10 protein-coding genes are annotated in these 14,549 nt (G+C 68.2%); 4 read left to right on the top strand and 6 right to left on the bottom strand.

Annotation, left to right across the window (positions count from 1 at the left end):
* The first annotated feature begins 33 nt into the window (after positions 1-33).
* Positions 34-735, top strand: a complete 702-nt coding sequence (locus tag HMPREF9710_RS01340; RefSeq protein ID WP_005663167.1) for a sensor histidine kinase — start codon at positions 34-36, stop codon at positions 733-735.
* A complete protein-coding gene (locus HMPREF9710_RS01335) occupies positions 732-2,516 on the top strand; it encodes a response regulator (RefSeq protein ID WP_005663166.1) in 1,785 nt (594 codons plus the stop codon). The genes HMPREF9710_RS01340 and HMPREF9710_RS01335 overlap by 4 nt, the downstream gene beginning before the upstream one ends.
* Here the strand turns inward: HMPREF9710_RS01335 and HMPREF9710_RS01330 are convergent.
* Genes HMPREF9710_RS01330 through HMPREF9710_RS01310 form a run of 5 tightly spaced genes read right to left on the bottom strand, consistent with a single transcriptional unit; the run spans position 2,510 to position 11,583 of the window.
* Complete coding sequence (locus tag HMPREF9710_RS01330; protein WP_005663164.1) at positions 2,510-3,763, bottom strand: DUF2264 domain-containing protein; 1,254 nt, start codon at positions 3,761-3,763, stop codon at positions 2,510-2,512. The two genes, HMPREF9710_RS01335 and HMPREF9710_RS01330, sit on opposite strands and share 7 nt — an antisense overlap.
* 23 nt (positions 3,764-3,786) lie before the next feature.
* A complete protein-coding gene (locus HMPREF9710_RS01325) occupies positions 3,787-6,147 on the bottom strand; it encodes a beta-galactosidase (protein WP_005663162.1) in 2,361 nt (786 codons plus the stop codon).
* Positions 6,144-7,349: a glycoside hydrolase family 88/105 protein gene (locus tag HMPREF9710_RS01320; protein WP_157225406.1), complete on the bottom strand. Its 1,206-nt coding sequence runs from the start codon at positions 7,347-7,349 to the stop codon at positions 6,144-6,146. Before HMPREF9710_RS01320 ends, HMPREF9710_RS01325 begins: the two co-directional genes overlap by 4 nt.
* An 8-nt stretch (positions 7,350-7,357) precedes the next feature.
* Entirely contained in the window at positions 7,358-8,686 is a 1,329-nt protein-coding gene (locus HMPREF9710_RS01315; RefSeq protein ID WP_218918178.1) for a BNR repeat-containing protein, read from the bottom strand.
* A 5-nt stretch (positions 8,687-8,691) separates the two neighbouring features.
* Positions 8,692-11,583 (bottom strand): TonB-dependent receptor, encoded by a 2,892-nt coding sequence (locus tag HMPREF9710_RS01310; RefSeq protein ID WP_005663155.1) that lies wholly within the window; start codon positions 11,581-11,583, stop codon positions 8,692-8,694.
* Between the two features lie 302 nt (positions 11,584-11,885).
* Here HMPREF9710_RS01310 and HMPREF9710_RS01305 point away from each other — a divergent pair, with 302 nt between their 5' ends.
* Together HMPREF9710_RS01305 and HMPREF9710_RS01300 are read left to right on the top strand one after the other, a co-directional pair.
* A complete protein-coding gene (locus HMPREF9710_RS01305) occupies positions 11,886-12,899 on the top strand; it encodes a LacI family DNA-binding transcriptional regulator (protein ID WP_005663152.1) in 1,014 nt (337 codons plus the stop codon).
* A 7-nt stretch (positions 12,900-12,906) separates the two neighbouring features.
* Entirely contained in the window at positions 12,907-14,268 is a 1,362-nt protein-coding gene (locus HMPREF9710_RS01300) for an MFS transporter (RefSeq protein ID WP_005663151.1), read from the top strand.
* Here HMPREF9710_RS01300 and HMPREF9710_RS01295 read toward each other — a convergent pair.
* On the bottom strand, positions 14,259-14,546 hold the full coding sequence (locus HMPREF9710_RS01295) for a barstar family protein (RefSeq protein ID WP_005663140.1): 288 nt from the start codon (positions 14,544-14,546) through the stop codon (positions 14,259-14,261). The two genes, HMPREF9710_RS01300 and HMPREF9710_RS01295, sit on opposite strands and share 10 nt — an antisense overlap.
* Positions 14,547-14,549: the final 3 nt, after the last annotated feature.

The following is a 14,549-nucleotide window of genomic DNA, read 5'->3' as shown; positions in this document are numbered from 1 at the left end:
GGTAGCAACTTTTGGCCGAAAGGGCCTGTCCGGATGGAAGATTCACACCACTCGCCCGAGCTGTTCCTGTTCCTGGCGTCCACTGCGCACGACATGAAGAACTCGATCAGCGTCCTGTCCGGCACGCTCGAACGCCTGCTCGACGGCGCCTCGCCCGAGACCGAGAAGGCGTATGCGCAGATGGCGCAGATGCTGTACCAGACGCGCCGCCTGAACGACAACCTGATGCAGCTGCTGGCGCTGTACAAGCAGGTTGGCAAGCCGGGCTACCCGTTCGACGTCCAGCCGCTCGAAGTGGGGCAATTGGTCGAGCAGGTGGTGGCGCTCGAGCGCGTGCTGCTCGAGTCGCGCGGCGTGACCCTGGAGCTGGATGTCGATCCCGAACTGATCGCCCACGTCGACGAAGACCTGATCGTGGGCGTGGTGTCGCACGCCGTCAACAACGCGCTGCACTACACGCGCGACCGCATCCGCCTGTCGGCGCGCGAAGTCGATGGCGACCTCGAGATCCGGGTCGAGGACAATGGCGCCGGCTTTCCGCCCGCGCTGCTGGCGGCCGGCACGCCGGGCAGCGGCGACAGCGGCGTCAACTTCCTGACCAATAGCGCCGGCCTGGGCCTGTACTTTTCGGGCGAGGTGGCGCGCATGCACCGCCACCGCGAGCGCTCCGGCGCGGTGCGGCTCGAAAACGGCGGCTCGCTCGGCGGCGGCTGCTTCATCCTGACCCTGCCATGAACACGCCTGCCGACCTTCCCAAGCCGGACCCCAAGCCGGCTGACGCCAGGCCTGACGTCAAGCCGGCCGCCGCACCAGGGATCACGAAGCCCAAGGTGCTGGAAGAGATCGACTGGGCCAGCAAGCACTACCTGATCGTCGACGATTTCGTCGGCATCCGCCAGTTGCTGCGCGAGAGCCTGCGCAGCCTGGGGGCCAGGAATATCGACCAGGCGTCCAGCGGCGGCGAGGCCATGGGCCTGCTCAACAAACTGCGCTACGACGTGGTGCTGTGCGACTACAACCTGGGCGAGGGCAAGAACGGCCAGCAGGTGCTGGAAGAAGCGCGCATGCGCCATCTCCTGATGCCGTCCTCGGTGTTCGTGATGGTGTCGGCCGAGAAGAGCGTGGAGTCGGTGATGGGCGCGGCCGAGCATCAGCCGGACGCCTATCTGGTCAAGCCGATCACCGAAGGCGTGCTGCTCACGCGCCTGAACCGCGTGTGGCGCCGCAAGCAGATCTTCCGCCTGATCGACCAGGCCTTCATCGAAAAGGATTACCTGCGCGCGGCGCGCCTGTGCGACGACCAGATCGCCGCCAGCCGGGTGCACGAGATCGAGCTGCTGCGCATGAAGGCGCGCATGCTCGAGCGCAGCGGCCAGCCGGCGCGCGCGCGCGAGGTGTACGAAAAAGTGCTGGCCCAGCGCGAATACCACTGGGCGCGCGCGGGCCTGGGCAAGATCCGCATGGCCGACGGCGACTTCGAGCAGGCGCGCCAGATGTTCCAGACCGTGATCGCCGAGAACCGCCACTACATCGACGCCTACGACCAGCTGGCGCGCGCCTACCAGGGCATGGGCCAGCACGAAGAGGCGGCCGCGGTGCTCGAGCGCGCGGCCAAGCTGTCGCCCAACTCGGTGCCGCGCCAGCGCCACCTGGGCCAGGCCGCGCTGCGCCTGGGGAACGTGCCGATGGCCGAGAAGGCCTTCCGCAAATGCCTGGTGATCGGCGAATACTCGATCCGCAAGGCCCCGGACGACTACCTCGGCCTGGCGCGCGTGTGCGGCCTGAAGGGCAATACCAAGGATGCGCTGCAGCTGCTCCTGCTGGCCCAGCGCGAATTCGGCAGCGAGCACGAACACATCGTGCTGCGCGCGAAGATCACCGAAGGCCACGTCTACCACGAGAGCGGCGACTACCTGAACGCGCGCCGCGCCGGCGACGAGCTCGATGCGATGCTGCAGGCCGATCCCAAGCGGCCCGGCACCGCGATCTGCATCGAGATGGCGATCCTGCTGTTCGCGGTCGGCGTCAAGGGCACGCCCAACGAGGTGCTGGCCTACGTGATCCGCAACAACCACGACAACACGCTGCTGCAGGACGAAGTGCAGAAGATCTTCGACCGCGCGCGCCTTCATGACGAGGGCGCGCTCATCATCCGCACCGCGCGCAAGGAGGCGGTGGACCTGATGAACCAGGGCGTGGTGCTGTGGAAGACCGGCAAGCTGCCCGACGCCGTCAAGTGGATGCGCAAGGCGCGCGAGCGGCTGCCGGACAACGTCCGGGTGCTGTTCAACGCGGTGCAGATCCTGATTTCGCACATGCAGCAGCGCGGCTACGAGGCCGAGCTGGACGAGGAGGCGCGCGACGTCCTGGAGCACGTCGACCGGTTGCAGCCGGGCCAGCAGCGCTTCGCGCAGCTGATGGAGCAGCTCGGTGCGCTGCAGCCGAAGCCGGAGCCCGCCGCGCCGCAAGCCCAGGAAGAAGTGGCCGCGACGCCCAAGGCCGGCGCCGTTCAGTAATCGACCGGATAGTCCTTGCGGAACGCGGCGCCGCTGAAGGCCTTCTTCTGGGTCCAGTCCTGGGCCGCGCTGGTCCAGTAGGAATCGTCGGCCGGCAGGCCCAGCGCCAGGAAGCTGGCGGAGGCGATGTACATGCTGCCGTTGTTGGAATACCAGTCGGCCAGCGCCGGCTGGTGGCCAACGAAGCCGATCGTGAGGTAGCCCTCCCTGGTGAAATTGCCCGGATCGGTGTACAAGGCCTGGTGCATCGCCTGCATCGCCGCCCGCACCTGGCCCTCGGGCAGGGTCGGCGGCAACTGTTTGCGCCAGGCCAGCAGGGCCAGCGGCTGGAAGGCGGCGCTGCGGTAGGTGAGCGAGCGGCCGATCGGCGGGAAGGTCCCCTGCGGCGAGATGAAGCGCTCCAGGTGCTCGCAATAGCGCTGGGTGCGCCTCAAGGCCTGGGCGCGCAGCTCGGCCGGCTTGCCGTTCCAGAATGGCGCCTTGTGCCGCTCGAGCACCTCGAGGATTTCGAGCAGCATCGGGTATATCACGAAGGAACTGTAGTAGTCGAAGTGGAACGCTTCGCCGTCCTTGATCCAGCCGTCGCCGACATACCATTCGTTAATTTTGCGGATGGCGACATTGGTGCGCAGCGGATCGGCCTCCTCGCCGATCGACAGCAGCCAGGCCTCGTTCATCGCCGCGAACAGCAGCCAGTTGATGAAGGGCGGTTCGATCCGGCGCAGGCCCTTGATCTCGGCGACGATGCGCCGCTTGGTGGTGGTGTCGAGCGGCTCCCACAACGCTTTCGGCGCGCGCATCAGCGCATTGGTGAAATAGGCCGAGTCGACCAGCGCCTGGCCATGGCCGCGCCAGGTCAGGTAGTCGGGACTTTTCGGATCGACCGAATGCACATAGCTCTGCAAGGCCATCTGGCGCAGGCGCGCACGGGTCTTGCCTTCCGCGCTGGCGTCGTCCGGCAGGGCCAGCCACGGCGCGGCGCCGGCGATCAGCCGGCCGAAGGCTTCCAGGTAGGCGACGGTGCTGTCGCGTCCATCCGAGCTCGGGCTCACCTCGAGCCTGAAGTTCTTTTTCAGTTCGCCGCGCGCCATGTTCGACAGCACCGGCTCGGCCATCTTCTGCAGCAGGCCGGCCATGTACGCGCGGTCGCTTCCCGCGGTAGCCGCAGCCGCAGCCGGCGCCGGCATGGACAGGCCCCCGAGCGCGGCGCCCGCCGCCAGGCTGCCGATGAAATCTCTTCTCTGCATTGCGTCTCCTCGTCGTGATTGGTTCAGGTTTCGCCGGCCAGCCGTTCGCCCGCATAGGCGCGATACCTGCGAATGCGGCCCGTGACGTCGTCCTTGCCCTGGCGCGGCACGTAGCGCAGCCCTCCCACCTCGACGTCCTTGCCGAGGTCGATCACCAGGCGGTGCGGGTGCGCCGTGCCGGCGCCCGGGCCACTGTAGGCCGTGTGCCAGTAGTCGCTGTTCTGGCCATTGATCGCATTGAGCGCGCCGCCGTCTTCCTTGTGCGCCTCTTCGCTGTCGACCCAAGCGATGGTCCAGGCGGATTGCTCGATCGTCTTGCCATTCTTGTCCAGCAGCGCCAGCTCGGCCACCGCGGCGTAGGGCTTGCCGTCGAAGGCGTCGAGCGACTCCAGGCAGAACTGGCGCGCGCGCAGCGGCGCCGCGAAGCGCACGTCCTGGGTCGCCGAGCCGGGCGCGAACGCGCCTTCGTGCGCGGGCCGCACGCCGTCGAGCTGCAGCCTGACGGTGCTGGGCGGGCGTTCCAGGTCGCGCTCGCGGTGCAACTGGTCGAGGATCGGCTTGGAGAGACCCGCGATGCGCGCCTCGCGCGGGCCGGTCAGGTCGAGCACGACCACCTCGTTGCGGCCGCGCCTGATCCACGGCCCCGGCAGGTACATGGTCTGGGTCGGCCCGATGCTCCAGTAGCGGCCCAGGCAGCGGCCGTTGATCCAGACGATGCCCTGGCCCCAGCCCGACATGTCGAGGAAGGTGTCGTGGGTGGCGCTCGTGTCGAAGCTGCCGCGCCAGAAGGCCGCTTCCTTGCTGCGGCCGCGCTTGAACGCCAGCGGCGGCAGCACGCCTTCGGCATCGAAATCGATGGCGCGGATCTCCCAGTTTTCCAGCGCCTGCGCTTCGCCGCCGTTCGGCGTGAACGTGACCGGGCCGTGCATGCCCTTGCGGTCATGGATCTCGACCCCGAAGCTCACGCGCGCGATCGTGTACAGCAGGACCTCGACGGTCGCCGGCTTGCTGCGCGCGGGGATGGTCACCTTGAAGCGGCGGTAGCGCGTGTCCATCGTGCCCACCAGCTTGCCGTCGACCCGCACCCAGGCCAGGTCGCGCACCCTGGCCGTCGCCAGCACCCCGGCGGGGCCGGCCGGCAAGGTGACGCGGTAGGCGACGATGCCGCGGCTGATGTCGTACTCCTCGATCGGGCGCGGCGACGCGTCGCGGATCGTGCGCGCCGGCAGACTGGCGCTCAATGACGCGGTCTCGTTCAGGGCGAAGGCGGGGATCGTCATCACCGGCAGCGGCGCCGGCGGCTGCGGCAAGGTCTCGCCTGGCGCCAGGAAGGGCGTCATCGCGGCGCGGTAGGCCTCGAACTTGGCGCCGATCCAGCCGGCTTCGCTGATCGGCGCGTCGTAGTCGTAGCTGGTGGTGTCGGGGCGGAACGGCCGGTCGCAGCCGCCCCACAGGCCGAAGGTGGTGCCGCCGTGCGCCATGTAGAGGCTGAACGAGCCGTTCGCCGCCAGCATCGTCCTGATGTCGGCCACGGCGTTCTCGACGCCGCCGCGGCGGTGCGGCGCGCCCCAGGTGTCGAACCAGCCTGAATAATATTCGCCGCACATCAGCGGTCCCTGCTGCACCTCGGCCAGCGCCTTGAAACCGGCTTCGGGGTTGCTGCCGAAGTTCGCCACCGAATACAGCTCGGGGATGTGGGTCTTGGCCACCGCATTGGTCGGGTTGCACTGGAATAGCGGCACGTCGAAGCCGGCGTCCAGCACGGCCTGGCGCAGCGCGCGCATATAGTCGAGGTCTTCGCCGTAGAAGCCGTATTCGTTCTCGACCTGCACCATCAGGATCGGGCCGCCCCGCGTCACCTGCTGCGGGCCGAGCACGCGGCCGACCTCGCGCAGCCAGCGCCGCGACGGCGCCAGGAAAGCCTCGCTAGTGGAGCGCAGGAAGGCGTCGCCCGGCTGCTTGAGCAGCCACCATGGCAGGCCGCCCATCTCCCATTCGGCGCAGGCATACGGGCCGGGGCGCAGGATCACCCACAGGCCTTCCTGCTGCGCCAGCCGGCAGAACTCGGCGGCGTCGCGCTGGCCGGCCCAGTCGAACCGGCCTTCGCGCCATTCGTGGTAGTTCCAGAACAGGTAGGCGCAGACGCTGTTCAGGCCCATCGCCTTGATGGTCTTCAGGCGGTGCGTCCAGTACTCGCGCGGCACGCGCGAGAAATGCATCTCGCCGCAGCGGATCTGCAGCGGCTTGCCGTCCAGCAGGAAGTCTTCGCGGCCGATGGCGAAGCGGGGAGGGGCCGCGGCGTGGACCTGGGCCGGCAGCAGCGCCAGCGCCGAGCTGGCCGCGGCGCCCTGCAGCAGGCGCCGGCGAGGCAGCGTTGGCGTCATCGCTTATCTCCCGCCTTATCTCCCGCCTTATCTCCCGCCTTATCTCCCGCCTTATCTCCCGCGTGATCGACCAGGCTTGCGATCTCGCTCGCTGCCAGCAGGAAGGCGCCGACGCCGAAGGGCGCGGTCGAGTCCTGGTTCACGACCTGGCCGGGGATCGCGCGCTCGCCGATCGGCTGCACGTAGCCCACCCGGCCATCGGCCTGCAGCGCGACCCGGCGCAGGAAGCGCCAGCCGCGCAGGGCCGTTGGCGCATACTCTGCGCGGTCCAGGTAGCCGTGGTTGATGCCCCAGGCGTAGGCATAGGTGAAGAAGGCGGTGCCGCTGCTTTCCGGCCCCGGCGCATGGCCGGGGTCGAGCAGGCTGCGGGTCCAGTAGCCGCCGTCCTGCTGCAGCGGCTTGAGGGCCGCCGCCATGCGGCGGAAGCGCTCGGTCAGTAAGGGCCGGCTCGGATTGTCCGGCGGCAGGTCGGCCAGCGTCTTGGCCAGGGCGGCGAACACCCAGCCATCGCCGCGCGCCCAGAAATCCTTGCCGCCGTTGGCCGACTTGTGCCTGGGGTAGATGTACTTGGCGTCGCGGTAGTAGAGGCCGGCATCCGGGTCGTACATCAGCTGGTCGGCATAGGTAAAGTACTCGTGCAGCTTGTCGAGGTAGCGCCGGTCGCCCGTGGCCTTGTACAGCTTCGTCATCGCCGGCATCACCATATAGATGCCGTCGGCCCACCACCAGTAATCGCGGCTGGAAGTGCCCATCTGGTATTCCAAGACCTCGCGTGCACGCGCGATGCGGCGCGGGTCCTTGCGGCCATCGAGTTCGTACAGGTCGACATAGGTCTGGAAGCAGGTCTGCCAGTCGCCGAACAGCACGTATTCCTGGGTCTCGCCATAGCTGTACTTCCACTCGGCCCGGTTGTCCGAGTCCGCGCCGCGCCAGCGGTTATGCTCGGCCCAGGCGGTCGAGTAATCGCGGTACGCCTCGTTGCGGGTGAGGGCATAGGCCGCCATATTGCCGGTGTGGTAGGCGGCGACATCCCAGAACGCCCATTGCTGCGGGGCGTGGTTGCGCTGCCAGTAATCGTTGGCGCGGGTCAGGTCGGCCAGGACGTCGGCCCGTGCAGGCGTTTGGCCGCCCGTGCTGGCGCAGCCGCCGGCGAGAGTGACCAGCGTAGCCAGGGCAAGCTTGAGGTAGAGTCGTCTCGTCATGTCGTCTTTCATTCAATGTGGGTGTCGCTTGCCGGTCGCCACTGCAAGACCTGCACGGTGGATGGCGGTACGTCGGCCAGTCCTTCGCCATCGACTTGCCGCACCGCCTGCAGGAACAGGTGCAGCTCGACCTGGCGCCGCCACAACTCGGTGTCGTAGCTCGGCTCCCAGGCGCCGACGGCGCTACTCGTCAGGTCGTGCACCGACCAGCGCGGCGCGTCGAAGCCGGCGATGCGCACCACCGACACGCGCTCGCCGCGCTCGCTGTCGCGAAACACGAGGTGGCCCGATGGGTCGCCCGCATGGCCGTCGATCAGCAGTTGCGGGCGCGCGATCGGGATCGCCTTGGTGCCCATGCCGGCGAGCGAAAAGGCGCTCTTGCGAAAGTCCAGGTCGAGCCGGCGCCAGCCTTCGTCGCGCCGGTACAGCACGCGGTACTGGGGCACGGCGCTATCCTTTGTCCGCCAGTAGCTGGCGATGTAGGGCCGGCCCATGGCGTCGAAGGCCATCGAGGTCTGGTTGATCAAGTCGCTGTTCTGCGGGATGCGCGCCGCGTACTCGGCGCTGGCGGCGGTGATCGGCAGCCCATAGGGTTTGCCGTTGCTGTCTTCCCAGCTCGCACCGCCGTCGCGCGAGCGCGCGTAGGCCATGTCGTGGTTGCTGGCGACGTCGGGCGATTCGCGCCAGACCCAGGACAGGTGGATGACCCCGCGGCCGTCCACGCCGGCCTGCCAGTAGGCGTTGCGTTGGCCCTCGCCGCTGATCAGATTGTCGGCCACGCGGCGCCAACCGGTAGCCGGATCGTAGCGGTTGGCGACCAGGTTGCCGCGTCCCGAACCGCCGTCGCGGTACAGGAACAGCAGGCCGCCGCCCGGCATGCGGAAGAACTCCGGATACGACACCGACGCTTCGTCGCGCCCGACCATCGGCGCCGTGCGCAGTTCGAGGCTGCCGGGGGCGCTGCCGCGTGCGTAGTTCAGCGCGTTGTTGTGCTGGTCCCAGGCCATGTGCAGCACGCCGTCGCCATCGACCATGATGCTGATCGCGTTGTGGGCGTCGCGCACATTGCCGCGCCAGGCGGTCTGGCGCAGTTCCCAGGCGCCGCCGCCGAGGCGGCGCTTGCCCAGCACGACCCGGCCGGCGCCGTCGTAGTAGGCGATGTACTGGTGCGCGCCGTCGCTCGCCAGGGCGTTCTTGCGAAACACCACGGCGTTGACCGAGTTGCCGGCCCAGCCGGGGCCGACGTCGACGATGCCCGGTCCGGGCTTGCTTGCGCAGCCGTGCAGCAGCGCGGCGCCGGCCACGAGCCCAGTACAGCGGACGAGGAAGGCGGTCATCCGCATCACAGCTTGCCGCGGATGCCGATCTTGAACGTGCGCCCGTCGTACTTGGCGTAGTCCATCCGCGTGTGCTTGCCGCTGCCGTACTGGCCGGTGGCGTCCTCGAAGTAGTCGTAGTTCAGGGTGTCGGTCAGGTTCAGCGCATCCAGGCGCAGCTCCAGGTTCTCGGACAGCTTGTAGCTGATGGTGCCGTCCAGGTAGCCGCGCGCGGCGCGCCAGCGAATCAGGTCGTCGCCGTTGTTCCGCGGATTGTCGCCGTGCAGCGAGCGGTCCTTGTAGTTGTAGGACAGGCGCATCGCCAGCGGACCGCGCTCGTAATAGGCGGTGACGCTGTAGGCGTACTTCGGCACCGAGTTGACCTCGATCTCCTTGCCCGCGTTGGTGATCCAGCGCATGCTGTTGAAGGGATCGATATGGGTGTAGCTGGCCAGCGCGCCGAAGCCCTTGAACGGGTCGGGCAGGAAGGTGAAGTCCTGCTGGTAGGCCAGCTCGTAGCCCTTGAGCGTCTGTTCGCCGGCGTTGCTGTAGGTGCGCAGCACCATCGGCAGGTTCGGGTCGACCCGGCCGCTGGCGTCCTGGAAGATCGCCCCGAGCGCGGTGTCGGGCAGGCCGAGCGCGCCGAAGGTGGTGTTGGTGGTGGTCGACACCGTGGCGTCGGTCAGCTTCTTCTTGAAATACGCCGCCGACAGCAGGCTGCCCGGCTTGAAATACCATTCCAGGCTGGTGTCGAAGTTCTTCGACTGCTGCGGCCGCAAATTCGGGTTGCCGGCGGTCGCGGTATTGTCGAAGGCGTTCGGGATCACGGTCTGGGCCGCGATGATCGACAGCGAGGCGCGGCTGATGGTCTTGCCCCATGAAGTGCGGAAGATCAGTTCGTCGTTCAGGTCCCAGGCCGCGCTGACGGCCGGCAGCACATTGGTGTACTTGCCCTGTTCGCTGTTCGGCTGGTAGGTGTTGCCGCTGCCGCTCCTCTTGAAGTTGTCGATGTCGAGCTTCGTCTGCGACCAGCGCACGCCGGCGTTCAGGCGCAGCTCCCGCCCCAGCACGTCGCCCTTGAAGTCGGACTGGACGAAGCCGGTGCTGACCTTCTCGGCCGCGCCGAAGCTCTGCGCCGGCGTGAACGCTTCGCTCGTATTGAAGGCGACCGGGTCGTAGGTCGAGAAGGCATAGTCGCGGGTGAAGGTGCCGAAGCGGTTCGGCCAGCCGGGCCCCATGTCGAGGTCGGGGATCGGCAGGACCGAGACCATATTGGCGCGCACGCTGGCGTCGCCCAGGGCGACCATCTTCGCCTTCATGGCGGCGCCGGCATTGCGTTTTTCGACGTCCTTGCTGGTGTCGACGTAGACCAGGCCGGTCTTGAGGCGCCCGGTCCAGCCCCCGAACAGGTCGTAGTCATAGTCCACCACCAGGCGCGCCTGGCGGCCCTTGTCGCGCTCGCGGGTCCAGCCGGTGGTGACGTCGAAGCCGCTGAAACTGGCAGGGTCGGTGTAGTCGACCGGCGAGGACATCGACGGGTAGACATGGTCGGTGCCGTAGTCGATGGTCGTGTCGACGCCGAAGATCTGGCCCGACAGGGTGTCCGAATAGCTGGTGGCCTTGCTGTTGTTGGCGCTCACCTGGCCGGTCACCACCAGCCCCGGGCGCGCCTGCCAGCGGCCGTTGAGCGCCAGGTAGCCGAACTCGGTCTTGTCTTCGCCATAGGTCACGCCGCTGCTGTACGAGGTGTTGCCGAAGGTGCCGGTCAGGAGGTTCGAGCCGGGATCGATCTTCACGTCGATCGGCACCAGGCCGTTGTGGCCGTTCGTTCCCGGCGGCGCGTTGCGGTTGGTGGTGCGGGTGTTGCGGATCAGGAGGCCGTAGTACAGCTCGTCGCGGCTGTTCTCCAGGCGCGAGTACAGGCCGTCCAGGCTCAGGTTCAGGTCGCCCTGCTTGAACTGCAGGGAGCTCACCAGGCCGTCGCGGCTGCGCCGGTTCTGCGAGCCGTAGTAGCGGTAGATGCGCGGCAGCAGGGCGTTGTCGATCTGTTCGCGCGAGTAGCCGGACAGGTTGGCGCGGGGGGCGTCGTAGTCGAGGGCGAGGGCGAAGTTGCCCATCACGGGCGTGCGGCTGCCGTTGGCGGAGCTGTTGTAGCCGCCGGTGGCTTCGAAGCCGGAGCGGTTGTTGACCGCCTTCGAATGGGCCACGCCGGCCAGGAAGCCCCATGGGCCCCAGGTGTTCGAATACAGCGCGAAGCCGGTCGGATCGGCCTCCCTGGCGCTGGTGTTGTAGGCGCCCGAGACCGCGTAGCGGATGGTGCGCTTGGGACTGTCGAACGGGCGCGGGGTCTGCAGGTCGACGATGCCGCCCATGCCGCCCTCGGTCAGCTCGGCCAGCGGCGACTTGTAGAAGTCGACCCGGCCGAACAGTTCGGACGCGAACACGTCGTAGTTGAAGCCGCGCGCGGCGCTGCCGATGGTGCTGGTCGACGTGGTGTTGACCGGCGCGCCGTTCAGGGTCGTCACCGAATATTCGGTCGGCAGGCCGCGGATCGAGATGCGCTGGCCTTCGCCCGAACTGTCGTCGCGGTTCAGGATCACGCCGGGCACGCGCTGCAGCGACTCGGCGACGTTCGCCTCGGGGAATTTGCCGATGTCCTCGGCGACGATCGAATCGCGCACGCCGATCGCCTGCTGCTTGAGGTTCAGCGCCTTCTGCAGGCTGGACCGAAAGCCGGTGACCACCACGGTGGTGGGCGCGGCCGTGCTGCCGGCGGCCGGTGTGGCGGCAGTAGCGTCCGCAGTTGCAGCGTCGGGCGGTGAGGGTGGCGTAGTGGGCTGTTGCTGGGCCAGCGCGGGTGGCATGGTTGCGGCGGCCAAGGCCAGCGGCAGGGCCGCGGCCAAAATCTTCTTTTGCATAGTGTCTCCTGACCGCGAACTTCGAGGTTCGCTTGTAATGTCGGGCCGCCGTGCTTGGCACGTGCGGCTGAAGATGAAGCACCGGTCGCCGACCATTGCGCTTGTATGACAACCGTATGGTTACGTTACCATTTGACTCGTAAATACTCAACAACAGGGCGGTAGACGCCGTATCAGTGGGATAAGCACCTGATTTTGCTGAAAAATATCTGGAATCGGCCGAGCTCGACGTGGTATCGTAACCACAGGTCGGGGTTGGATAACTAGAAATACTCAACAACATGATCGATTGAAGGAGACCGATGGCCAAAGCCAGCAAACTGAGCGAGGTCGCGCGCCTGGCCGGCGTCGCGCCGATCACCGCCTCGCGCGCGATCCGCGGCACCGGCTATGTGTCGGACGCGGCGCGCGAGCGCATCATGGCGGCCGCGGCCCAGCTGAATTACACGCCGGACATGCTGGCGCGCCGCATGCGCGGCGACAAGAGCAAGCTGATCGGCGTGTTCATGAACAACTACGGCCCGGTGGTGCTGCACGAGCTGGTGCGCGCCATCGGCGAGCAGGCGCGCAAGCGCGACTACGACCTGCTGCTGTTCAACGCCGACCGCTTCGACAGCCCGGACCGGATGACCACCTGCGCCACGCTCAGCAAGCTGTGCGACGGCCTGCTGCTCCTGATGCCGACCGCCGACGACCGCTTCCTCGACGTGGTCGAGCGCCAGCAGCTCAATTGCGCGCTGGTGTTCTTCGATGCGCGCCAGCTGGCGCTGCCGACCATCGTGCTGGAAAACCGCATCGGCGCGCGCCGTGCGGTCGAGCACCTGATCGGCCTCGGGCACCGCCGCATCGCCTTCATCGCCGGCACCAAGCGCACCGGCCAGAGCGCTGAGCGCGAACGCGGCTATGCCGAAGCGCTGGCGGCGGCCGGCATCGCCGTCGACCCGGCCCTGGTGGTGGACGGCGCCTTCAACCAGCCCGGCGGCTTCGCCGCCACGCTGCGCCTGCTCGACCTCGCGGCGCCGCCCAGCGCCATCTTCGCCGCCAACGACGAGATGGCGTTCGGCGCCATCGACGCCGTCGCCAGCCGCGGCCTGAAGGTGCCGGCCGACGTCTCGGTGGTCGGCTTCGACGACATCTCGACCGCCAGCCACGTGTTCCCGCGCCTGACCACGATGCACCAGCCCTATGAGGCGCTGGCCGAGCGCGCGGTGCGGGAAGTGGTCGAGATGATCGAAGGCCGCCCGCCGGCCGCCGAGCGCATCGCCTTCGCCACCGAGCTGGTGGTGCGCGACTCGACCGGCCCCGCGCCGGCGTAGATCCAGGATGCGGCGCGCCGCCCTGGATAACGCACGCTGGCAGGCCGGCACGCTGCGCTATGGCGCCTGGGGCTTGTGCGTGCTGGTCGGCTGGCTGCTGGTCGGCGCGCTCGGGATCGCGGTGCGCGAGCGCTGGGCCGGACCGATCGGGCTGGTCGTGTTGCGCAACCACGGCGCGTCGGACACCGCCGTCGCCATGCTGCTGTCGACCGTGCCGGCGCTTATCAGCCTGCTGGTGGTGCCGGCGATCGGGCTGCGTTCCGACCGCAGCCGCGGCCGCTGGGGACGGCGCCGTCCGTACCTGGTGATCAGCGCGCCGCTGGCCGCCGCCGCCATGTTGTGCGTGGCCCTGGCGCCGTCCTTCGCGGCCGGCGCGCACGCGCTGCTGGGCGCTTGGGCGCCTAGCCTGCGCGCGCTCGAACTGGGCGTGTTCTGCCTGTTCTGGACCGTGTTCGACGCCGCCGCCATGACCACCATGGCGCTGTTCGCCGGGCTGGTGGCCGACGTCATTCCGTTCGGGCTGGCCGGCCGCTTCTATGCCGCGGTGCGGGTCGTCGGCCTGGGCGTGGCGATCGGCTTCAACATGACGCTGTTCGCCCTGAGCGAAGCCTGGCTGGCCGAGATCCTGGTGGCCATCGCCCTGGTCTTCGGCCTGACGATACCGCTGATGTGCCTGATGGTGCGCGAGGGCGACTACCCGCCGCCGCCAAACGCGCATGACGACGCGGCTTCAGCGGGCGGGCGGCTGGCGCTGGCGCGCACGCAGTTGCGGCACTGCTGCGCCCAGCGCCGCTACCTGTGGATCTTCGGCGCCTTCATGCTGGCCGCCGTCACCTTCGTCCCCTTCAACACCTTTTCGCTGCACTATGCGCTCGACCTGGGCTTGTCGAAGGCGGAGCTGGGCGAGCTGACCGCGCTGGCCTATGCGGTGTCGATCGCCAGCGCCTTCGTCATCGGCTGGCTGGTCGACCGGCGCGGCGCGGTGCGGGTGGCCGCCGCCATGATGGCGCTGTACTTCGCGATCGCGCTGGGCGGCTGGCTGCTGGTCGACGGCGCCGCCAGCTTCCGCCCGTTCTACGTCGCCCACGTGATCTGCTCCGGCGCCTATTTCACCGCGGCGGCGGCGATGCCGCTGGCGCTGTTCCCGCGCGAGGAGTTCGTGCGCTACAACGCGAGCAAGGACATCCTGGTCGCCTTCGCCAACATCCTGGTGGCCAGCTGCATCGGGCCGCTGCTCGACCACTCGGGCCACGATTACCGCCTGACCCTGGGCAGCGCGGCGCTGTTCTCACTGCTAGCGCTGGCCTGCCTGGGGCGGCTGCTGGCGACGCCCGCCGCGCCGGCGCGGGCGCCAATCCTTCAGAGATAGTCGACGTCGGACGCGTTCGCGGGGTATTCCTCGGCCAGCTCGGTCAGGCATTTCTTCATGATGAAGGCGTCGCGCGGGAAGCGCTGCGCGAAGTCGTCCCAGCCGATCAGGCGCAGCTTTTCCGGCATCGGGACAAGCCCGATGATCACATCCCAGAATGCGTCCCAGTTGGGGCCATACCATTCGGGGAAGTGCAGGGTCTTGGCCATCAGTTCGTGCAGCTCGCGGATGCTGGCGATCGTGGACAGGTCGAAGGTGACGACGGTTGCGCGGGTCATCGG

The organism is Massilia timonae CCUG 45783 (assembly GCF_000315425.1).
GTDB lineage: Bacteria > Pseudomonadota > Gammaproteobacteria > Burkholderiales > Burkholderiaceae_D > Telluria > Telluria timonae.
This window is presented reverse-complemented; position numbering and strand designations above follow the sequence as displayed.